Raw genomic sequence first — 20,774 nt, forward strand, 5'->3', positions numbered from 1 at the left:
CCCCCGCATGCGCCGAGCGCGCATCGGGCGGGGTTACACTCAATGCGACACACGTGCTCCGGGGTCGGTGAGAATCCGAACCGGCGGTGACAGTCCGCGACCCGCAGAGGCTTGCCTCTGCGGTTGACCCGGTGAAACTCCGGGACCGACGGTGATGGGTCTTCGCTTGCGAATGGCCCGAGTCCGGATGGGAGGCAGCACGGGTCGCAGACGGAGGCGCCGAAACGCACTCGTCGGCGATCGCGCGTTCCCTCTTGCGCACCCCGGACGCGGCTGACACCAGCCGGAGCCGCAGGCGTCCGGGAGAGGAGAACAATGTTCACCGGACTGATCGAAGAGATCGGCGAGATCGTGCGCGTCACCGCGGGGCCCGAGGTGGTCCGATTCGCCGTGCGGGCGCCGGAGGTCGCCGCCACCGCCTCGCTGGGCGATTCCATTGCGACCGACGGAGTCTGCCTCACCGTCGTCGCCGTCGCGCCGGGAGGCGTGGACACCGACTACGAGGTCGAGGCCATGCCCCAGACCCTGCGCGTGACCACCGCAGGCGAGTGGTCCCCCGGCTCGGCGGTGAATCTCGAACGGGCACTTCGCGCGGATGCTCGCCTGGGCGGACACATCGTGCAAGGACACGTCGAGCAGACCGCAGAGGTGCTGACGGTGACCGAGCACCCGGACTGGCGGGTGGTCCGCATCGCGCTGCCCGCCGAGGCCGCGCCGCTCGTGGTGGACAAGGGCTCCATCTGCGTCAACGGCGTGTCGCTCACGGTGTCCGCCGTGTCCGCAGCGGGCGAGGCGGCGGCGTGGTTCGAGGTGTCGCTGATTCCGGCGACCATCGCGGCCACCACCCTGGGCGCGGCGGTCATCGGCACCCGCGTGAACCTGGAAACCGACATCCTGGCACGCCACGTCGCCCGGCTCGCCGAGTTCGCCGGGGCCTCGCGATGACCGCCATCCCAGCAGCTCTCGCCTCGCTGCAGGCGGGACGGCCGGTACTAGTGGCCGACGACGAGGGGCGCGAGAACGAAGGGGACGTGATCCTCTCCGCGCAACTCGCGACCCCCGAATGGATCGCCTGGACGGTCCGGAACACCAGCGGCTACCTGTGCGCCCCAATGCCGGCCGACGTGGCCGATCGGCTGGAGCTGCCGCTGATGGTCCCGCACAGCCAGGATCCGCGCGGCACGGCCTACACCGTCTCCGTCGACGCCGCCCGCGGCATCACCACCGGCATCAGCGCCACGGATCGCGCCCGCACCCTCCGCGCGCTCGCCGCGCCGGACGCCGTCGCAGCGGATCTGATCCGACCGGGTCATGTCCTGCCGCTGCGGGCGGTGGCCGGTGGGGTGCGACATCGTGCCGGACACACGGAAGCCGCGGTCGATCTGATGCGTCTGGCGGGCCTCTCCCCCGTCGCGGTGATCGCCGAAGTGGTGCGCGAGGACGGCGAGATGATGCGTCTTCCCGAGTTGCGCGACCTCGGCGCCGCCGAGGGCATCCCCGTCATCACGATCGAAGAGCTGCGCCGATACCTGGACGCGGCGGAGCATGAACTGAAAGGACACGCGGCATGAGCGGCACCGGACCGGAGTTGGACGTGAACGGGGCAGGACTGCGTGTCGTCGTCATCGCGGGAAGCTGGCACACCACGATCTCCGACGGCCTCATCGCCGGCGCGGCACGCGTGCTGGACGCTGCCGGAGCCGAGTGGTCGCTGGTGCGGGTGCCGGGCAGCTTCGAGCTCCCCGTCGCCGCCCAGGCGGCGTTCGAGGGCGGTGCCGACGCCGTTGTCGCCCTGGGCGTGATCATCCGGGGTGGGACACCGCACTTCGAGTTCGTCTCCGCTGCCGCGACGGATGGTCTGACACGAGTCGCGCTCGACGCGGGCCGCCCCGTGGGCTTCGGCGTCCTCACCCTGGACGATGAGCAGCAAGGCCTGGACCGCGCGGGGCTGACCGGCTCCCGGGAGGACAAGGGTGCCGAGGCGGCGAGTGCTGCGCTCAGCACCGCCCGCACCGTGACGAGCTTGCGAGGCTGATCCGGAAGCAGGACACGATCGGCCGCCGCGCCCGGCCGATCGTGTCCTGGCAGCCCTGCGTCCGGCTCGACCGGTGCGTATCAGACCGGAGCCGGTCACCACCGAGCCGCCGCGGCAGACATCGCCGACCAGGCTGAGGCGCGTTCGCGCCCGCGCGTACCCCGCAATCCGGATCCCCGCAAGCCGGTGGCTGATCGTCGACCCGTCTGCCTAGGGTGCAGTCATGAACATCTCCCAGCCCCTCGGCGCCTCACCGGGCTCCTCGCCCCCGCATCCGGACCCCGCCGTACCCGCGGAGACACCGGCGGAATCGCCGGAGCGCAGCCGCGCCACCAAGCCCATCCCCATTCCCAGCTTTCAACCGGCCCGGAGCACGCGGCGCTAGCGAGGCCGATCCGGGTCAGCGCGCGGACTCCGCCGCCGACGGATCCACCACATCGATGACGTGTGCACTGTCTCCGTGTCCCGGCTCCAGACGCCAGACCCGCACGGGCTGACCGACGACAGGGACCTGCGACTGCAGGATCGCGCCGCTGCTCGCTCGCGGCATGCTCCATCGCGCGTGGAGCTCGGCGGGGGGGGGGGGGGGGGGGGGGGGGGGGGGGGGGGGGGGGGGGGGGGGGGGGGGGGGGGGGGGGGGGGGGCGGGGGGGGGGGGGGTGGTTGCGGGGGCCCCTCTGGTCTGCGCTAGCGCCGATTCGTCGCTCGCGTCAACCCGCACCACCCGCCCGGAGCAGATCGGTTAGCGTGGACGGGTGAGCGCCATCCGAGTCATCGCCGTCGGCCTGCCCGTTCGAGAGGGGCGTGTGCTCGCCCTGGAGGGTGTCGAGCTGGCGACCGGGCAACGGTTCCTGCGCGCCATCGGAGGCGGTGTCGAGTTCGGCGAGACCGCCGCGCAGGCCGTCCGACGCGAGTTCGTTGAGGAGCTCGGGATCGAGCCAGACGAGGTCGAGCTGATCTCCGTGACGGAGAACCTCTTCTCCTACGAAGGCCAGCCGGGCCACGAGATCGCGTTCATCTTCGCCGCCCGCGGACACGCGCTAGAGGAGATCCCCGACGATGCGGCGCTGTTCGTGCTCGATGAGGGCAGCCCGATCCGCTGGCACGACATCGCGGACATCGACGCGGTCAGCTTCCCGCTCTTTCCCGAAGGCGCACCGGCTGCGCTCGACGCGGCGGCGGCGTTCTCGGTCCGGGCGGCGGCATGAGCGAGGTCGGCAGCCGCACGGCGGCGGAGCAGGACGAAAAGGAGGCGTCGGGACCGGCGGCGGTCGTGCAGCAGGCGCAGCAGACGGCTGAGAAGGTCATGCAGTGGTTCCCGGTGCGCGTCTTCCAGCGCTTCTCCCGGCGCAACGGACAGACGCTTGCAGCCGGTGTCAGTTATCAAGCGCTGTTCGCGATCTTCGCCGCGCTCTATCTCGCGTTCGCGGTCGCGGGACTATGGCTGGGCAGCAACGCTGCGGCCATCGACGGTCTGATCGACGTCATCAACCAGTACTTGCCGGGCGCAATCAAGAAGAACGGGGGGATCATCTCCCCTGACGCCGTCCACGACGTCGCCTCGCAGAGTGCGACCACCCTCGGCATCACCGGTATCGTCGCCCTCCTCGTCGTGCTGTTCACGGCGGTCGGATGGATCGGGGCGATCCGCGCCACCGTGCGCGATATCTTCGGCCTGCCCAACGAGACCGGTAATGCGATCCTGCTGAAGGTGCGTGACCTTCTCGCGGCCATCGGGTTCGCGGTGCTCCTGCTCATCGGAGCGGTCCTCGGCTGGGGAACCACCTCGGCGTTCAGCTGGCTCTTCTCCCTCCTGCAGTGGACGGATGACGGGTGGCTCGCCTTCGTGAGCCGGGTCGTGTCGATCGCCGTGCTGTTCGCCGTGAACACCGTGACGCTCGTCGTCCTCTTCCGCTTCCTCACAGCCACTTCCCTGAGCACCCGCCACGTGCTTCCGGGGGCGCTCCTCGGTGGCGGCGCGGTAGCGGTTCTGCAGCTCGCGTTCGGCTTCCTGATCGGCAAGACCCCGAGCAACCCGCTGCTCGTCACCTTCGCGGTGCTGATCGGTCTCCTGCTCTGGATCCGCTTCGTGATGATGGCGATCCTGCTGTCGGCGGCGTGGGTGGCCGAATCCGCCGATGACCACGACATCGTCATCGAGCGCGTCGGAGCGCGCGAGCAGCGCATCCAGGACGCGCTCGTGCTGCTGGATGCCGCCCAGCTGGAGCTCGCCGAAGCTCGGGGAGCCGCCGTCGAGGCCGGGTTCTGGCAGCGTCGTGCCGCGCGTCGGGACGTGGCGCACGCCGAGGAGAAGTTCGAGCTGCGTCAACGCGAGCTGGAGGAGCTGGAGGCGACGCCCGCCGAGCGCATCACCGCGCGCCAGCGCATCGAACAGACCCTCCTGCGCGAGCGTGAGCTGAAGCGCCAGCGCGACGGGTCGTCGCCCGACTGAGCCCACTCCCCCGCATCCGCGTCGTGAACGCAGGACGATGCGGCGAGATCATGACGGATAGCGTGCATCTCTCCTGCTTTCGGCGCATGCTCATGCGTTCGCAACCAGGCGCACGGCGGGCGCGCCCCTAGGCTGGACGGGTGAGCGCCGAGACTACGCAGGGGGCCGGGGAAGCCCGCAACCGATCGCTGACACGCGCGCTCTCCAACTCGTTCCCGCTGCGGGTGTGGGCGCGCTTCAATCGCCGCAACGGCCTGCTGCTGGCATCGGGAACCAGCGACCAGGCCGTGTTCGCCGTTTTCTCGGCGCTGTATATCGCCGTCGCCGTGCTGGGGATCTGGCTGGGGTCATCCGTGCAGGCCGTGGACTCGCTGCTGGGACTGGTGAACGGCCTCGCGCCGGGGCTCATCTCCTTCGACGGCGGGCCAGGACTGGTCTCCGACGGGCAGGTGCGCGATCTCGCCGCCGGTGCGCGTCCGGTCTGGTCGGTCACGGGCGTCGTCGCCTTCGTCGTCTTCGCCTGGACCGCCGTGGGATGGGTCACCTTTCTCCGCAGCGCCGTCCGTGACATGTTCGGCCTTCCCGCCGTGGACGCCCACTTCGCCATGGTCAAGGTGTGGGATGCGCTTGCGGCGCTCGGCTACGCCATCCTGCTGCTCACCGGTGGTGCCATGAGCGCGATCGGAACCTCTGCTCTGGGCGGGGTGTTCGATGCACTGGGGTGGGGAGAGTCGCTTCCGGCCGTCGCCCTCCTCGGCCGCTCGGCCACCGTCGTGGTGACCCTGCTCGTCGACCTCGTGGTGCTCGTCACCTTGTTCACCTGGCTGAGCGGCACGGACCTGGGCCTGCGCCAGGTGCTTCCGGCATCTGCCTCGGGCGCCGCGGCACTCGTGATCCTGCAGTTCTCCGCCGGATGGCTGCTCGGCCGCCCACCCGCCAACCCGCTGATCGCGACGTTCGCCATCCTGCTGGGGCTGTTCCTGTGGTTCCGGATAGCGATGATCGTGGTGCTGCTGGCGGCGGCCTGGATCACCGAGCGCGCGGATGAGACCGATACGCCCATCGTCGAGCGCAGCGAGCACGAGCGGCGCATCGACGAGGCCGACCTGATGGTGCGAGCCGCAGAGGTGAGGTTGCGCGAGGCTCGGCTTGCGCGCCGCGACGCCGCCTGGGCCGCGCGCGGGCGTGCCATCCGCACCGTCACCCGGGCTCGGGAGGAGCTGGATGAAGCGCGCGAGCGTCTGGCCACGCTGGAAGCGCAACGCGCCCACCGCGGACGGCGCTGACGACGACCGGCAATGTCCGAGGGGGTCGGTAGCCTGTACCCATGACACGTCTTCGCATCGCATCCGTGAACGTCAACGGCATCCGAGCGGCGGTGCGCAATGGCATGCACGACTGGCTCGAGACGGCCGACGTCGACGTCCTCACCCTCCAGGAGGTCCGCGCCCCGCGCGCTGAGCTCGAGAAGGCGCTGCCCGGCTGGGTCATCGTCGATGAGGAGGCCACCGCCAAGGGACGCGCAGGTGTTGCCATCGCGAGCCGGAGCGAGGCCGCGGCCGTTCGCATCGGTATCGCCGCCGCCGAGCACGACACCGCCGGGCGCTGGATCGAGTCCGACTTCGTGGTCAACGGCCGCACCGTCACCGTGGTCTCCGCGTACGTCTTCACCGGTGAGGCGGAGACGCCCGCGAAGCAGGATCCCAAGTGGGCCATGCTCGATGCCATGACGCTGCGCCTTCCCGAGCTCAGCGCCGGCGACGCACTCGCCCTCATCACGGGAGACCTCAACGTCGGTCACCGTGAACTGGACATCAAGAACTGGAAGGGCAACGTCAAGAAGGCCGGGTTCCTGCCGCGCGAACGCGCCTACTTCGACCGCTTCCTCGGTGCCGTGGGGACCGAGATCACCGGAGTGGACGGGTCCGTGGGCGCGGGCCTCGGCTGGATCGACGTGGGACGCGCCCACGCGGGCGAGGTTCCCGGCCCCTACACGTGGTGGTCCGCCCGTGGCAAGGCGTTCGACAACGACTCCGGCTGGCGCATCGACTACCACCTGGCATCTCCCGCGCTCGCCGCCGTCGCATCGAACTACTCCGTCTTCCGGGCGCCGAGCTATGACACCCGCTGGAGCGATCACGCCCCCGTGATCGTCGACTACGAGATCTGAGTCGGCTACGCGGCGGGCGCGGGCGGCGAGCTCTGCACGCCGCGTCCGCGTGCCGCGTCGACGCGACGCAGCACCTCGATCTCCTCGAGGGTGAAGCAGCGGCGCGGGAACACGCCCACCACGTTCGAGCCGGTTCGCTGCACGAGCACCGCGTCAGGATGCACCATGGCTCGACGGAACGCGGGCAGCGAGGTGGACGCAGACCCGGTAGGTCCGGCGGTCTTCAGCGCCCCATCCTCGATCCAGGCGCGCATCCAGGAACCGGCCGGCATCGCCGCGCGCGCCGCACGGGTGACCTGACGCCCCAGCGCCGAGGGCAACAGGACGAGCACGAACGCTGCGACGGCCGCCGCCACCCAGAAGAACGGTTGGGCGGCGAGCGCCACAATCACGAACACGATGGTGGCCATTGCGAAGACGACCAGAGCGACGATGGTTGCCGGGCGCGTCACCACGTAGCGCGTGAAATCGCGGCGGATACCGCGGATATCGGCCTCGGTGACGGTGATCTGCTCGCCCATGCCGTCAGTATGGCAGCCGCGGACGAGGGCCGGCGTCGGTGCATGCTCACGGCACGCGTAGGATCGAGGGGTGACTGGAAAAGCGCGCCTCTACTCTGGAATGCAGCCCTCCGCCGATTCTCTGCAGATCGGCAACTACATCGGTGCGCTGATGCAGTGGCGTGGCCTCCAGGACTCCTACGACGCGTTCTTCTCCGTCGTCGATCTGCACGCCCTCACCGTTCCACAGGATCCGCAGCAGCTGCGTGAGAAGACGCGCCGTACCGCTGCGCAGTACATCGCCGCCGGCATCGAGCCGACCCGCTCCACGCTCTACGTGCAGTCCCACGTCCCCGCCCACGCGGAGCTCGCCTGGATCCTCTCGACCCTCACCGGCTTCGGCGAGGCGGGACGCATGACGCAGTTCAAGGACAAGTCGTCCCGATACGGCGCGGACACCACCAGCGTTGGCCTGTTCACCTATCCGGTGCTGATGGCCGCCGACATCCTGCTATACCAGACGGATGTCGTCCCGGTCGGCGAGGACCAGAAGCAGCACGTGGAGCTCACCCGCGACCTTGCGGAGCGCTTCAACACCCGCTTCGGTGAGACGTTCCGCGTTCCGAATCCGGTGATCCAGCAGGAGACCGCGCGCATCTACGACCTGCAGAACCCGACGTCGAAGATGTCGAAGTCGGCGGAGAACCAGTCCGGTGTGCTGTACCTGCTCGACGAGCCGAGCGTCAACGCGAAGAAGATCATGCGCGCAGTGACCGACAATGACGGCACCGTCCGCTACGACCGCCAGAACAAGCCCGGCGTGTCGAACCTGCTGGTGATCATGTCGGCGCTCACCGGCCGTCAGGTACCGGCGATTGAGGACGAGTTCTCGGGCAAGGGGTACGGCGACTTCAAGAAGGCCGTCGCCGATGCCGTCGTGAGCGAGTTCGAGCCGGTGCGCGCGAAGGCCCTCGAACTGATGGCCGATCCCGCAGAGCTGGACCGCGTCCTGTCGGTCAACGCTGGCAAGGCCGAGGCCGTCGCCGATCGGACCCTGGGCGACGTGTACGACAAGGTCGGCCTGCTGCGTCGCCGCTGAGCACAACACATCGACGGAGGGAGCGGCACCACGTCGCTCCCTCCGTCCGTTCCGGGACACTGATGAGCACTCCGATCCTGCGCACCACGCGCCTGACCCTCTCCGCACCGACCGCGGCGGATGCGCCCGCGATCACCGACGCCTGCCAGGATCCGGAGATCCCCCGCTGGACGCCGCTGCCGTCGCCGTACACCTTGCAGCATGCGGTCGAGTTCGTCGACGAGGCAGCCTCCCGGTCCTCGGCGGACAGCGGCTACGAATGGGCGATCCGCACGGCCCCGCAGCACGCGGCCGTCTCGCTGGTCGGCATGATCAGCCTCACTCGCCGTGGCGCAGGCGCCGCCGAGATCGGGTTCTGGATGCGCGGCGACCAGCGCGGCAACGGGTATCTGACGGAGGCCGCCCACGCGGTCATCGACCACGCGTTCGAGCCGTCGGGCCTCGGACTCGATCGTCTGGAGTGGAACGCCGCCGTGGGCAACGTCGCATCGGCCCGAGCCGCCCGCGCGCTCGGGTTTCGTTTCGAGGGCGTGCGCCGCGGCGCGTTCGTCACAACCGGCGGAGGCCGCACCGACGGCTGGAGCGCCGGACGGTTGTTCACCGATTCTCCGACGCCCGCCGTCTGGGACGTCCTCGGCTGAGACGCTTGCCCGCCCGCGGGCCCGGGGCTAGGGTCGCGGCATGCGTATGAAGGTCGCTGCCGGAACGGTGGCACTCGGTTTTGTGCTGGCGCTCTGCGGGTGCGCTCCAGCGACCACTGTCGAGGTGATGTCGCTGGAGGAGTCCACTGTCGCCACGCCGCCCCTGGCGCAGACCTCACTGTCCGACGAAGTGGTCACACCGGCGACGCCGGAAAACGCCACCGTCATCGCGGAGTACGCCGCCACCGAGGGTCCGCTTCCGCGAACGAGCACCCGTGAGTTTGTCGGGACGATGGGCGCCGATCTGACGTGCAGGGGTGGTACTCCGCTGAGGTTCGGCATCCTCGCCGGCAGTTCCGCGGAGGTGCCCTGCGACGGGAAGACATACCGCATCGTTCACGACTCGAATCTCTCCGTCGCGGCCGGTGGGTTGGAGGTCACCGCCCCCTCCGATACGCGGTGGGCTGCCGTGGTCTGGCTCCTCCCTGAGGGGTGAGGGGTCGTCGATGTCGGCGCCGGATGGCAGGATGGGCGCATGCCTGAGATGCCAGAGGTACAGGGACTCGTCGACTACCTCGACGATCGTCTGGCCGCGCGCACGATCACGAAGACCACGGTCGCATCCATCGCCGCGCTGAAGACCTTCGATCCCCCGATCCACGCCCTCATCGACGCGGAGGTACGCGGGGTGACGCGCCACGGGAAGTTCATCGACATCCTGACCCTCACGTCGGCCGGCGACGAGGTGCATCTCATCTTCCATCTTGCGAAGGCCGGGTGGCTGCGCTGGTACGACGCGCTTCCCGCCACGGCCATCAAGCCGGGTCGCACCCCGATCGCGTTGCGCATCGCCTTCGACGACGGTTCAGGCTTCGACCTCACGGAAGCGGGCACCAAGAAGTCTCTGGCAGTGTACGTCACCCGCGATGCGCAGACCGTGCCGGGGATCGCCCGCCTCGGTCCCGATCCGCTGCGGCCGCCGCTCTCGCTCGAGGAGTTTCGCACGATGCTCGCCGGCCGCCGCACACAGATCAAGGGGCTCCTACGCGATCAGTCGATCATCGGCGGCATCGGCAACGCCTATTCGGACGAGATCCTTCACGCCGCGAAGCTGTCCCCGTACGCCATCGCCGCGACACTGGGCGAGGAGGAGACCGCACGGCTGCATCAGGCCATGATCGACACCCTCACCCACGCGGTCTCGGTGGCCTCCGGCAAGCCGCCCGCCGAGCTGAAGGACGCCAAGCGTGCGGGCATGAACGTCCACGCGCAGGCGGGCAAACCCTGCCCCGTGTGCGGTGACACGGTGCGCAGCGTGTTCTTTGCGAATCGCTCGCTGGAGTACTGCCCCACATGCCAGACCGGCGGCAAGCCGCTGGCGGATCGTCGCCTCAGCCGGCTGCTGAAGTAGGCCCACTCACGCCGCGAGCACTGGAAGCGCGGCGTCGAATGCCTCGCGCCCCGCGGGCGTGAGCCACTCCCCCACCACACCGCGGATCTCCCGAGCCAGGTCCACCTCCGAGTCGAACAGCCACTGCAGCTGCAGTCCGTCCATCAGCGAGGTGAGGCGTAGCGCGGCGCTGCGGGCATCGAGGTCGGCCCGAACGAGTCCGCGCGCCTGTAGCGCGACCAGCGCCCGCGCGGTTCCGCGGCGGATGCGCTCGTTGCGCTGTGTGAAGTAGTCGTGAGCCGGATGGTCGGTGGCCGCCGCCTCCGCCGAGAGGCGGACGAAGAGTTCGATGAGCCCCGGCACCAGGCGATTGTGATCGGCGAGGTCGACCATGCCGCGCAGCACCCCGATAGCGCCGTGAGCCTCGACATAGGGTGCGAACCGCTCCTGGTCCTCCTCGTCCCGCGCCTCCAGCACCGCGTGCAGAAGTGCTTCCTTGTCGGCGAAGTGGTGGAGCAGCCCCGCGCGGGAGATGCCGCATGCTGCCGCGATCTCCAGGATCGTGGCCGAGACGAAGCCGCGCTCGGCGAAATGCTCCGATGCGGTGCGGATGATGACATCACGGCGCGCACGACCATTGGCGTAGCCGCGGGCTTCGTCGTCGGTCGGGGTCATGCTGACACGGTAGCACTTGCGCCACGAAAACCGACACTTGTGTAGGCATTGCTGGGGAAACGACACTCCTGTCCACGACAACTGGATCAGAAAAGGTTATCCGATCAGGCCCTTTTCCCAACACCTACACATGTGTCGGTTTTCATGCTAGCGTCTTCGCAATGGTCACGGCGGACCATCCCGGCTCCGCCTGACAGGCATCACCTCCCACTCGAGACCCTGACCTGGCAAGGATTGACAATGTCGTCGACTTCACCCGACGCGCCGGAAACGGTGCAACCGCCGCTCACGCAGACCACGTACGTCCGCACCGCCTCGGGCGAGGATGACCCGCCCGCGCCGCTGACGGGGCTCGGCCGCCTTCTCGGCTCGATCATCCCGGCCAACTTCGCCATCTTCCTGATCTGGGGCGCCGTCCCCGGTGTCCTGCTGCCGCATCAGATCGAGTTGCTGTTCCCGGAGAGCAAGGTGGCGACCTTCGCGGTGATCGCGACGGTCGGAGCCCTCTGCGCGCTCGTGGCCCAGCCCGTCGCCGGACAGCTGTCCGACCGCACCCGATCGAAGTACGGCCGCCGGGCGCCGTGGATGATGCTTGGTGTGTTCGGCGGTGGACTGGCACTTGTCGGGCTGGCGTTCGCGAACTCGTTCGTCGGCATCCTCATCGCGTGGTGCCTGGTGCAGATCGCCTACAACTTCGCGCAGGGCCCGCTATCCGCGGTCCTGCCGGACCGCGTGCCCATCGCGCGACGCGGCACGTTCGCCGCGCTGTCGGGCGTCGGCCTCATGGCCGGTGCCCTCGGCGGCCAGATCGTCGGCTCACTGCTGTTCAACAGCCTGACAGCCGGCTACATCATCTTCGCCGTGTTCGCCTTCGTGGTGATCGGGCTGTTCGTCCTCCTCAACCCGGACCGTCCCAGCACCAACTTCGAGCGCGAGCCGTTCAGCCTCCGCGACTTCATCGGCACCTTCTGGGTGAACCCGATCAAGCACCCCGACTTCTTCTGGGCCTTCACGGGGCGCCTGCTGCTCTACACCGGTTACTTCGGTGTGACCGGCTACCAGCTCTACATCCTGGGCGACTATCTCGGCATCGCCGAGCCGCAGACGGTGATCCCCCTGCTGGGTATCGTCGGCCTGGTGGGCACGATCATCGCCACCGTGATCTCGGGTCCGCTGTCTGACCGCGTGGGACGCCGCAAGCCGTTCGTGTTCGGATCCTCCGTGGTCATGGGCCTGGCCCTCGCGCTGCCGTGGTTCTGGCCCACGTACGAGTCCTGGCTCATCATGACCGCGGTGATCGGCTTCGGGTTCGGGATGTTCCAGGCGGTCGACACGGCCCTGATGAGCCAGGTCCTCCCGTCCGCGAAGTCGTTCGCCAAGGACCTGGGCGTGGTGAACATCGCGGCCACGCTGCCGCAGACCTTCGCCCCCGGATTCGCGGGCGCCATCGTGCTGGTGTTCGGCTATGCCGGCCTGTTCCCGATTGGCATCGTCCTCAGCATTCTCGGCGCCGTCAGCGTCTGGTTCATCAAGTCCGCCAAGTAGGAAGAGATCATGACCGATTCCGCTCGTTTCCCGTATCAGGACGCCTCACTGGCCGTCGCCCAGCGCGTCGAGGATCTCCTCAGCCGGATGGACGCCGCCGACAAAGCCGGCATGTTCTTCCACACGATGATTTCGTACGGCGATCCGAACCAGGCCAACCCCACCTTCGGCATCCCGTCGGCGGTGTCGATGGTGCGAAAGCGCCGGATGACGTACTTCAACATCATCGGCGCGGCTGGAGACGGCCGGGAGTTCGCCGCGTGGCACAACGACCTGCAGCGCACGGCGCTGGAGAACGGCCTCGGCATCCCGATCACGTTCTCCACCGATCCGCGCCACGCCTTCAGCGACAACCCGCTCACCTCGATCCTGGCCGGCCCCTTCTCACAGTGGCCGGAGACACTGGGATTCGCCGCGCTCGCATCGCCGGAGCGGCTCGAGCGATTCGGTGACATCGCGCGCCAGGAGTACCTGGCCGTGGGACTGCGGGTGGCCCTCCACCCGCAGATCGATCTCGCCACCGAGCCCCGCTGGTCTCGGATCAGCGGCACGTTCGGGGAGAGTGCGGACCTCACGTCCGATCTCGTCGTCGCCTACATCCGCGGCTTCCAGGGCGAGGAATTCGGCACCGAGTCCGTGGCCGCGATGGTCAAGCACTTCCCCGGCGGCGGACCGCAGAAGGACGGCGAGGATCCGCACTTCCCGTGGGGTCGCGAACAGGTCTACCCGGGCGGCGAGCAGGAGTACCACCTCCGCCCGTTCATCGCGGCGATCAACGCCGGGGCAACGCAGATGATGCCCTACTACGGCATGCCGGTCGGCACCGACTGGGAGGAGGTCGGCTTCGGGTTCAACAAAGACGTGCTCACCGATCTGCTGCGCGACCGACTCGGCTTCGAGGGCATCGTGTGCACCGACTGGGGTCTGCTGACGGACGCCGAGGTGCTCGGCAGCGAGATGCCCGCCCGTGCCTGGGGCGTGGAGCAGCTGACCCGGCCGGAGCGCATGGTCAAAGCCCTCGACGCCGGTGTCGATCAGTTCGGGGGCGAACTGTGCACGGATGTGCTCCTGGACCTGATGGCCCAGGGCACCGTGTCCGAGGAGCGCCTCGACGTCTCGATCCGCCGGCTGCTCAGCGAGAAGTTCCGGCTGGGCCTGTTCGACAACCCCTTCGTGGACGAGGACCGTGCCGCCATCGTGGTGGGTCAGAGCGACTGGGTGGAGGAGGGGCTGGCTGCCCAGAGCGACTCGCTCACCCTGCTGACCAACGCCGACTCGCTCCTTCCGCTCGCGCGGGGCGTGAAGGTCTACGCGGAGGGTGTGAACGCCGAGGTGCTCGCAGACTTCGCCACTCTCGTGGACTCCCCCGACGACGCGGATGTCGCGATCCTGCGCATCAAGGCGCCATTCGAGATCCGTGATCGCGGCGGCTTCTCCGCCATGTTCCATGAGGGTTCGCTCGAATTCCCCGCCGAGGAGCATGCACGCCTCACCGCGATCGCCGAGAAGGTGCCCACCGTGATCGACATCTACCTGGATCGTCCCGCGGTCCTGGGCGGGCTCGAAAAGACCGCCGGCGCGGTCATCGCGAACTACGGCGCCTCCGACCTGGCGGTGCTGCGCGTGCTGTTCGGCGATCGTTCGCCGCTCGGCTCGCTGCCGTTCGATCTGCCGCGATCGGACGCCGCCGTTGCCGCGAGCCGCTCGGACGTGGCCTTCGACACCGAGGATCCCACGTTCCGCTTCGGCCACGGTCTGCGTTACTGATCCCGGTTCATTGCGCGCAATTGGCTCCATACCCTCGTGGTTTGGAGCCAATTGCGCTGCGGGGTCGAGATGGTGTCGCCGCTGAATCCGGTTCATTGCGCGCAAATCGCCCGAAACTGGGGCGAATAGGATCCATTCGCGCGCTATGAACCGGGTGGGGCCGGTCAGCCGGCGTCGAGGGCCTCGGTGTCGGCGTCGGTCCAGTCCAGGGACTTGGACACGGCCTTGCGCCACACGCGGTAGCGGCGCTCACGCTGGTCCTCGTCCATCGCGGGCGTCCAGCGGCGATCCTCCTGCCACAGCGCCCGCAGTTCGTCCAGGTCCGCCCACACGCCTGTCGCCAGGCCCGCAGCGAACGCGGCGCCCAGCGCCGTGGTCTCGGTGATGCGCGGGCGGACGACGGTGACCCCGAGCACGTCCGCCTGGAACTGCATCAGCGTGTCGTTGCGGGTCATCCCGCCGTCCACGCGCAGCTCGGGCAGGGCGGTCGCGGTGTCCTCCACCACGGCGTCGATCACGTCGCGTGTCTGGAACGCCGTCGATTCCAGCGCAGCGCGCGCGATGTGGCCCTTGTTGACGAAGCGGGTCAACCCGACGAGGGCGCCACGCGCATCCGGACGCCAGTAGGGCGCGAACAGCCCTGAGAACGCCGGGACGAAGTAGGCGCCGCCGTTGTCCTCCACCGTGGCGGCCAGCCGCTCCACGTCGCTGGACTCGGCGATCAGACCGAGGTTGTCACGCAGCCACTGGACGAGCGAGCCGGTGACCGCAATCGACCCCTCCAGCGCGTAGCGGGCGGGTTCGTCCGCCACACGGTACGCGACCGTGGTGATGAGACCGTTGCGGGAACGGACGATCTCGGTGCCCGTTCCGACGATGAGGAAGTTGCCCGTGCCGTAGGTGTTCTTCGACTCCCCGGCCTCGAACGCGGTCTGGCCGAAGGTGGCGGCCTGCTGATCGCCGAGGATGCCGGCGATCGGGACACCGGCGGCCGGCAGTCCCCCGGCGATGGCGCCCACGATCTCCGAGGACGAGCGCACCTCCGGCAGCATCTGGCGAGGGATGTCCCATACCGCACACAGCTCGTCGTCCCAGTCCAGGGTGCGCAGGTCCATCAGGAGCGTGCGCGACGCGTTGGTGACGTCGGTCACATGAGCGCCGCCGTCCGTTCCGCCGGTGAGGTTCCACACCAGCCAGGTGTCGGGGGTTCCGAACAGCAGCTCGCCACGCCCCGCACGCTCGCGCGCTCCGGGCACCCGGTCGAGGATCCACGCGATCTTCGAGGCCGACGAATAGGTGGACAGCGGCAGCCCGGTCTGGTCGGCGAAGCGGTCGGTGCCGCCGTCGCGAGCGAGCTCATCCACCTTCGCCTGCGTGCGTGTGTCCTGCCAGACGATCGCGTTGTGGATCGGCTCGCCCGTGGCCCGATCCCAGACGATCACCGTCTCGCGCTGGTTCGTGATGCCCAGCGCCGCGACGTCGGAGACGTCGATCGCGGCCTCGTCGAGCGCGTGCTGGAGCACCCAGAGGGTGTTGTCGCGGATCTCCGTCGCATCGTGCTCGACCCAGCCGGCACGCGGCAGGATCTGCTCGTGCTCCCGCTGACTGGTCGCGACGATCTCCCCCGCCCGATCGAAGACGATCGCACGGGTCGAGGTGGTGCCCTGGTCGAGGGCGATCACGTGGGCGGCCACACTGCCTCCTATTGGCGCTGCAGAACGGATCAGGCGTACTCGGGGACGGCGTAGTTGACGTGGGCGAGGCCGCGCACGACCTCGGCGTCCACCGTGGCCGCATCCCATCCGAGCGTATCGGCGATCGCCTCGGCGACGGCACGTGCATTCTCCTCGGACGCCAGCCCAGTGAAGGCCATGCTGGTGCGACGCATGAGCATGTCCTCCAGATGACGCACGTGCTCGGTGCGGGCCAGGTGACGAAGCTCTGCGGTGGAGTACGCGGGCGCTCCGGCGAGCGGGGCGTCGTCGGCGTCGGCCACGATGGCGTCGATGACCGCGGTGGCCACCGTGCCGTAGCGATCCAGCAGCTGCGCGGCGCGCTCGCGCGGCAGGGAGGATGCATTGTCGTCCAGCCAGGCCTGTCGCGCCCGTTCGGTGCGGGGGTAGTCCTTGCCACCGCCGATCGCGAGACCGCGGGTGGAGCGGCGACGGGGGCGCGCCAGTGCCTCCAGCACGTGATCGGCCAGGCGCTCGGCGGACGCGCGGAACGTGGTCCACTTCCCGCCGACCAGGCTGAACACCGTGGCGTCGCCGGTGGGCAGGGTGGCCGTCTCGATGCGATAGTCGCGGGATACGAAACCGGGTGCCTCGTCGCCATGGCCGGGCAGCGGCCGGACACCGGAGAAGCGGTACACGATGCTCTCGGGGTCCACCGGGATCGAGGGGAACACGTGCGCGGCCAGCTCGACGAAGTACGCCACCTCCTCCGGAGTGCAGACAGCCGGCTCCGACATGTCGTGCTCGAGGTCGGTGGTGCCGATGAGCACCTTGCCCTTGAGCGGGTAGATCAGCACGATGCGTCCGTCGTTGTGCTCGAAGAAGATCTCGCGTCCGCCGGTGGCCTCCAGCAACTGCGGGTTGTCCACGACGATGTGGGACCCCTTCGTGCCCCCCATGAACCGCGTCGGCCGTCCCAGCGCCTCGTTGGTGAGGTCGGTCCAGGGCCCGGACGCGTTGACGACGACACCGGCCGAGAACGCGAGTTCCTCGCCGCTGTCGGCATCGCGCAGGATGACCTTTCCGTCACGAGCGCCCACCGCGGCGGTGTAGGTGGCGATGCGTGCACGATCGCCGCCCGCCGTCACGCCGTCACGCGCCACGTCGATCGCGAGCCGCTCGGGATCGTGCATCGAGGCGTCCCAGTAGGTAGCCGTGTACTTCACGCCGGGGTTCAGCCGAGGCAGCGCCCGCAGTGAGCGCTTGCGGCCGTGGAACTCGTGCCGCGGCACCCGTCCGCCGCCGCGCGAGAACGAGTCGTAGATGACCAGGCCGATCTTGATGAGTGCGGCGCCGCGCTCCTGCGGCTTGCCCGCACCGTGGCGGAGGAAGCGCAGGGGGGCGTTCAGGATGCCGGAGAAGGTCGAGTAGATCGGGATGGTGGTCTGCAGCGGGCGCACGTAGTGCGGCGCGGTGCCCAGCAGGTCGTTGCGCTCGGTGACGGCCTCGTGGACCAGGCGGAACTCGCCGTTCTCGAGGTAGCGAACGCCACCGTGGATCATGTGGCTGGATGCCGCCGAGGCTCCGGTGATCACGTCGCTGCGATCGACGAGGGCGACATCCACGCCTTGCAGGGCGAGATCACGGAACGTGGCGATGCCGTTGATGCCGCCGCCGATGATGAGCACGTCCGCGTAGGGCCGATCGGCGAGGCGCTCGATCCCGGTGGGAGTTCGGGGCGAGGTGGAGGCAGCCATCATGATCCTTCCCGGCGGCGCGGACCTCACGCCGTCCCCTCGATCCTCTCGCGGCGAGAACATCCTTTCAACCTTCGTGAACGAATGTGCAGGACGGCTACGCTATGGTCATGCCCGACCACTCCTGGGACGCGGATCCCGCCCGTGTGCGCGATGCGCTGCGCGCCGCTCACCTGTACTACCTGCAGGACCTCACGATGGATGCCATCGCGCGCGAACTGCACACCTCACGCTCCTCGGTGTCACGCCTGCTGAGTTTCGCCCGTGACACCGGGCTGGTGGAGATCCGGGTGCGCCCCGAACAGGATGACGCCGCGGCGCTGGCGAAGGAGCTGCGCTCACGCTTCGGCGTCACAGCGCATGTCGTGCCCGTGCCCGACACGGTCAGCGACATCGAGCGGCTCGACCGCGTGGCGCTCACCGCTGCACGGATTCTCACGGGCTTCATCGACTCGAATCAGCGCATCGGCATCGCGTGGGGATCGACCATCAGCGCGGTCAGCCGCTTCCTGGTGCCCAAGCAGACCCACGATTCCGTGATCATCCAGCTGAACGGCTCCGGCAACCTCGCCTCGACGGGCGTGCTGTACGCGAGCGAGCTGCTGCGCCGATTCGGCGACGCCTACGGCGCAGCGGTGGAGCAGTTCCCCGTGCCCGCATTCTTCGACGATCCGCACACCCGGGAGGCCTTCTGGCGGGAACGCTCGATCCGCCGGATCCTGGCGCTGCAGTCGCGCCTCGACGTCGCACTGTTCGGCGTGGGCTCGCCGATCTCCGAGGTCCCGAGCCACGTGTATCACGACTCGTACCTGGAGAAGGCGGACTATCGGGCACTGTCCGAGGCCGGGGTGATCGGGGATGTCGCGACGGTCTTCTTCCGCGCCGACGGATCCACCGACGGCATCGCCGTGAACGAACGCGCGACCGGTCCCGACTTCCGCGTGCTCCGTCGCACCCCGCGGCGCGTGTGCGTGGTGGCGGGGCGCGCGAAGGCGCCGAGCATCCGGGGTGCGCTCGCCGCCGGTCTCATCACCGATCTCATCGTCGACGAGCCGACGGCGCTCGCCCTCGCCGAAGCCTGAGCGCCGATCAGGTGAACGCGGTGCCCGGAGGGATCTGCAGCCAGGGGTTGGCCGGCATCTCGCCCTGGTCGTACATCACCTGATCGCGCCAGCCCGGAGTCTCCACGAAACCGCGCTTCATGAACACCAGCTCCATGCACGCGGTCCACCCCTTCACACCGTCGAGCTTTCCCAGGGTCTGGGTCTGGAAGCGGTGCAGGTCGTCGGTGGAGGGCAGGATCACTTCGCAGTAGAGCGAGCTCTCATCGAGCGCCGCCGCCATGAAGCGCACCGCGAGGTGCGGGCGCAGCGCCTGCGCCACCCGCTCCAGGTGCGAAGGCGCCACCCGCAGGATGATGAGCGTCTCGGCGCTCATCCCGAGTGACGCCGCCGTGACGGACGTGGCCGTGGTGATGCACCCGTTCGCTTTGAGACGCTCGTAGCGGCGTCGGACGCTGCTCTCATTCATCCCGAGCTTCGTCGCGATCGAGGGGAACGAGGCACGCCCGTCCACGGAGAGCTCGCCCACGATGCGACGATCGGCGTCGTCGAAATGGTCCGGTTCGCATGAGTTCGGCGGCGGCATGAGCGCCTCCGAGCCGCTCTCGGTGGCATCCGGCTCAAACAGCTGCCGGCCCCAGTCGAAGCTGACCTTGTAGTTGAAGGTCAGCAAGTCGCTGCGCCAGCGCTCGATCCCCGGAATCGACTGCAGCCCGGTGAGAACGCGCGTCTGCTGCGCGGAGCCGCCGGTGATGACCACCTCGGCGTACAGGTCGAATCGCCCCGTCACGAGGGTCACGAACCGCACGTACGGCGACTTCACGAGCTGTTCGGCCACGTCCATCTGCGTGCCCGGCGAACAGTTCACGCGCACCAGGAACGACTCCACCCGTCCGGAGTTGCCAAGCGTGGGAATCACGCCCACACGCACGATGCCGTCCGTGAGCAGCTGCTGCCCCCGCCGGGCGACGGTGGAGACCGCAGCGCCCACCTGGTCGGCGATCGCGCGCCAGCTGGCGCGTCCGTCCTGTTGCAGGGCGACGATGATCTGCTTGTCCAGCTCGTCGATACTGCGTCCCCCTGTCCCCCCTGCCACCGTCGTGGTCACTTCGGAGGGTAGACCCGGTGCAGGAAGTCCCGCACTGTCTGGGTCCACTCCTCCGCCTGTTCGATCTGCGGGGAGTGCCCCGACTTCTCGAAGACGACCAGCTCAGAGTTCGGTACCAGCTCAGCGATCGTCTCGCTACACGATACTGGGGTGATCCAGTCGGTCCGGCCAACCGTGATCAGTGTCGGCACCGAGATCTCGTGCAGCCGGGGCTTCAGGTCGTAGTCGACGAGGTTCACCGAGAACGCGTAGTTGTGCGCCTCATAGCGGTACGGGGTCGCCTCGACCTTGCGCTCCACAGCCTCCGGGTCGTAGACGAAGTCGTACAGCGGCAGGATCTCGCGCCAGCAGTCCTTGAGGTCCTCGTTGTCGCGCACCTGACCGAGGTCGATGCGGTCGAACTTCTCCATGTCGATGTCGACCCGGTCACTCGCGAGCGCGTTCTCCCGCGCGAGATGGGCGTTGCCGTTGTCCGGGCTGGTGTCGCGCAGCACCACGGCGGCGACGCGGTCGGGGTAGCGCAGGGCGTACTCCATGGCCATGAACCCGCCGTAGGAACCACCCGCCATGACGATCCGCTCGGCACCGATCCACTCGCGCAGGCCGTCGATGTCGGCCGCCCACTGCTCGTGGCTGAAGGTGCCGTTGCCTTCGCTCTGACCGCTGCCGCGCGCGTCGAACACCACCACGCGGTACTCGTCGGCGAGGCGACCGAAGCTCGCGCGGGGTTCTGCCCGGGAGCCGAGTCCGGGCGCGCCGTGGTGGGTGATGATGACCGGCGCCCCCTCGGGCCCCAGAACCTCCACCGCCAGATGGTTCCCGTTGATCTGCACCCATTGCGCCTCGGTGGTGGCGGCCGCGAACTCCGGCGATACCTGCTTGTCGGTCATGGAGACTCCTTT

General features: G+C 68.8%; 20 protein-coding genes, 1 pseudogene and 1 riboswitch. Of the genes and pseudogenes, 14 read left to right on the top strand and 7 right to left on the bottom strand.

Annotation, left to right across the window (positions count from 1 at the left end; all coding sequences use genetic code 11):
- Positions 1-49: 49 nt before the first annotated feature.
- Positions 50-205, top strand: a riboswitch (FMN riboswitch).
- Positions 206-315: 110 nt separating this feature from the next.
- The 3 genes and pseudogenes from LQ566_RS04340 to ribH all read left to right on the top strand — a co-directional run bounded on the left by LQ566_RS04340 (position 316) and on the right by ribH (position 2,035).
- Positions 316-945 carry a riboflavin synthase gene (locus tag LQ566_RS04340; protein WP_231090355.1) on the top strand — a complete coding sequence of 210 codons (630 nt, stop codon included), beginning with the start codon at positions 316-318 and terminating at the stop codon, positions 943-945.
- Positions 942-1,544, top strand: a pseudogene (ribB, locus tag LQ566_RS04345) (3,4-dihydroxy-2-butanone-4-phosphate synthase); the annotation flags it as partial. The gene LQ566_RS04340 and the pseudogene ribB, both read left to right, overlap by 4 nt.
- A 23-nt stretch (positions 1,545-1,567) precedes the next feature.
- A complete protein-coding gene (ribH, locus tag LQ566_RS04350; protein WP_231090356.1) occupies positions 1,568-2,035 on the top strand; it encodes a 6,7-dimethyl-8-ribityllumazine synthase in 468 nt (155 codons plus the stop codon).
- Positions 2,036-2,435: 400 nt separating this feature from the next.
- On the opposite strand, the gene LQ566_RS04355 is transcribed toward ribH, so the two are convergent.
- On the bottom strand, positions 2,436-2,585 hold the full coding sequence (locus tag LQ566_RS04355) for a hypothetical protein (RefSeq protein ID WP_231090357.1): 150 nt from the start codon (positions 2,583-2,585) through the stop codon (positions 2,436-2,438).
- Between the two features lie 204 nt (positions 2,586-2,789).
- On the opposite strand from LQ566_RS04355, the gene LQ566_RS04360 reads away from it, so the two are divergent.
- The 4 genes from LQ566_RS04360 to LQ566_RS04375 all read left to right on the top strand — a co-directional run bounded on the left by LQ566_RS04360 (position 2,790) and on the right by LQ566_RS04375 (position 6,656).
- Entirely contained in the window at positions 2,790-3,242 is a 453-nt protein-coding gene (locus LQ566_RS04360) for an NUDIX domain-containing protein (protein ID WP_231090358.1), read from the top strand.
- Positions 3,239-4,486 (top strand): YihY/virulence factor BrkB family protein, encoded by a 1,248-nt coding sequence (locus LQ566_RS04365; RefSeq protein ID WP_231090359.1) that lies wholly within the window; start codon positions 3,239-3,241, stop codon positions 4,484-4,486. The genes LQ566_RS04360 and LQ566_RS04365 overlap by 4 nt, the downstream gene beginning before the upstream one ends.
- A gap of 140 nt (positions 4,487-4,626) precedes the next feature.
- Complete coding sequence (locus LQ566_RS04370) at positions 4,627-5,772, top strand: YihY/virulence factor BrkB family protein (RefSeq protein WP_231090360.1); 1,146 nt, start codon at positions 4,627-4,629, stop codon at positions 5,770-5,772.
- Positions 5,773-5,813: 41 nt separating this feature from the next.
- Entirely contained in the window at positions 5,814-6,656 is an 843-nt protein-coding gene (locus LQ566_RS04375; protein ID WP_231090361.1) for an exodeoxyribonuclease III, read from the top strand.
- A gap of 5 nt (positions 6,657-6,661) precedes the next feature.
- Here the strand turns inward: LQ566_RS04375 and LQ566_RS04380 are convergent, their stop codons facing one another.
- On the bottom strand, positions 6,662-7,177 hold the full coding sequence (locus LQ566_RS04380; protein ID WP_231090362.1) for a hypothetical protein: 516 nt from the start codon (positions 7,175-7,177) through the stop codon (positions 6,662-6,664).
- 70 nt (positions 7,178-7,247) lie between these two features.
- Here LQ566_RS04380 and trpS point away from each other — a divergent pair, with 70 nt between their 5' ends.
- The 4 genes from trpS to LQ566_RS04400 all read left to right on the top strand — a co-directional run bounded on the left by trpS (position 7,248) and on the right by LQ566_RS04400 (position 10,307).
- On the top strand, positions 7,248-8,255 hold the full coding sequence (gene trpS, locus LQ566_RS04385) for a tryptophan--tRNA ligase (RefSeq protein ID WP_308070524.1): 1,008 nt from the start codon (positions 7,248-7,250) through the stop codon (positions 8,253-8,255).
- A 62-nt stretch (positions 8,256-8,317) separates the two neighbouring features.
- Positions 8,318-8,896, top strand: coding sequence for a GNAT family N-acetyltransferase (locus LQ566_RS04390; protein ID WP_231090363.1), 579 nt, complete (start codon positions 8,318-8,320; stop codon positions 8,894-8,896).
- A gap of 40 nt (positions 8,897-8,936) precedes the next feature.
- Positions 8,937-9,392 (top strand): hypothetical protein, encoded by a 456-nt coding sequence (locus LQ566_RS04395; RefSeq protein WP_231090364.1) that lies wholly within the window; start codon positions 8,937-8,939, stop codon positions 9,390-9,392.
- 39 nt (positions 9,393-9,431) lie between these two features.
- Positions 9,432-10,307 (top strand): Fpg/Nei family DNA glycosylase, encoded by an 876-nt coding sequence (locus tag LQ566_RS04400; RefSeq protein ID WP_231090365.1) that lies wholly within the window; start codon positions 9,432-9,434, stop codon positions 10,305-10,307.
- Between the two features lie 6 nt (positions 10,308-10,313).
- On the opposite strand, the gene LQ566_RS04405 is transcribed toward LQ566_RS04400, so the two are convergent.
- Positions 10,314-10,961, bottom strand: coding sequence for a TetR/AcrR family transcriptional regulator (locus LQ566_RS04405; protein ID WP_231090366.1), 648 nt, complete (start codon positions 10,959-10,961; stop codon positions 10,314-10,316).
- A 240-nt stretch (positions 10,962-11,201) separates the two neighbouring features.
- Here LQ566_RS04405 and LQ566_RS04410 point away from each other — a divergent pair, with 240 nt between their 5' ends.
- Both LQ566_RS04410 and LQ566_RS04415 read left to right on the top strand, forming a co-directional pair.
- Entirely contained in the window at positions 11,202-12,506 is a 1,305-nt protein-coding gene (locus LQ566_RS04410; protein WP_231090367.1) for an MFS transporter, read from the top strand.
- A gap of 9 nt (positions 12,507-12,515) precedes the next feature.
- The gene (locus tag LQ566_RS04415; RefSeq protein WP_231090368.1) at positions 12,516-14,273 is read left to right on the top strand and encodes a glycoside hydrolase family 3 protein; all 1,758 of its coding nucleotides are present in this window, start codon (positions 12,516-12,518) and stop codon (positions 14,271-14,273) included.
- Between the two features lie 164 nt (positions 14,274-14,437).
- Here the strand turns inward: LQ566_RS04415 and glpK are convergent, their stop codons facing one another.
- Entirely contained in the window at positions 14,438-15,967 is a 1,530-nt protein-coding gene (gene glpK, locus LQ566_RS04420; protein WP_231090369.1) for a glycerol kinase GlpK, read from the bottom strand.
- 29 nt (positions 15,968-15,996) lie between these two features.
- Positions 15,997-17,706: a glycerol-3-phosphate dehydrogenase/oxidase gene (locus tag LQ566_RS04425; protein ID WP_231090370.1), complete on the bottom strand. Its 1,710-nt coding sequence runs from the start codon at positions 17,704-17,706 to the stop codon at positions 15,997-15,999.
- Between the two features lie 107 nt (positions 17,707-17,813).
- Here LQ566_RS04425 and LQ566_RS04430 point away from each other — a divergent pair, with 107 nt between their 5' ends.
- Positions 17,814-18,785, top strand: a complete 972-nt coding sequence (locus LQ566_RS04430) for a sugar-binding transcriptional regulator (protein ID WP_231090371.1) — start codon at positions 17,814-17,816, stop codon at positions 18,783-18,785.
- Positions 18,786-18,792: 7 nt separating this feature from the next.
- On the opposite strand, the gene LQ566_RS04435 is transcribed toward LQ566_RS04430, so the two are convergent.
- Positions 18,793-19,872 (bottom strand): Lrp/AsnC family transcriptional regulator, encoded by a 1,080-nt coding sequence (locus LQ566_RS04435; protein WP_231090372.1) that lies wholly within the window; start codon positions 19,870-19,872, stop codon positions 18,793-18,795.
- Positions 19,869-20,762, bottom strand: a complete 894-nt coding sequence (locus LQ566_RS04440) for an alpha/beta fold hydrolase (RefSeq protein ID WP_231090373.1) — start codon at positions 20,760-20,762, stop codon at positions 19,869-19,871. Before LQ566_RS04440 ends, LQ566_RS04435 begins: the two co-directional genes overlap by 4 nt.
- Positions 20,763-20,774: the final 12 nt, after the last annotated feature.

Origin of the sequence: Microbacterium nymphoidis (assembly GCF_021044885.1) — a bacterium.
GTDB classification, from domain to species: Bacteria; Actinomycetota; Actinomycetes; order Actinomycetales; family Microbacteriaceae; genus Microbacterium; species Microbacterium nymphoidis.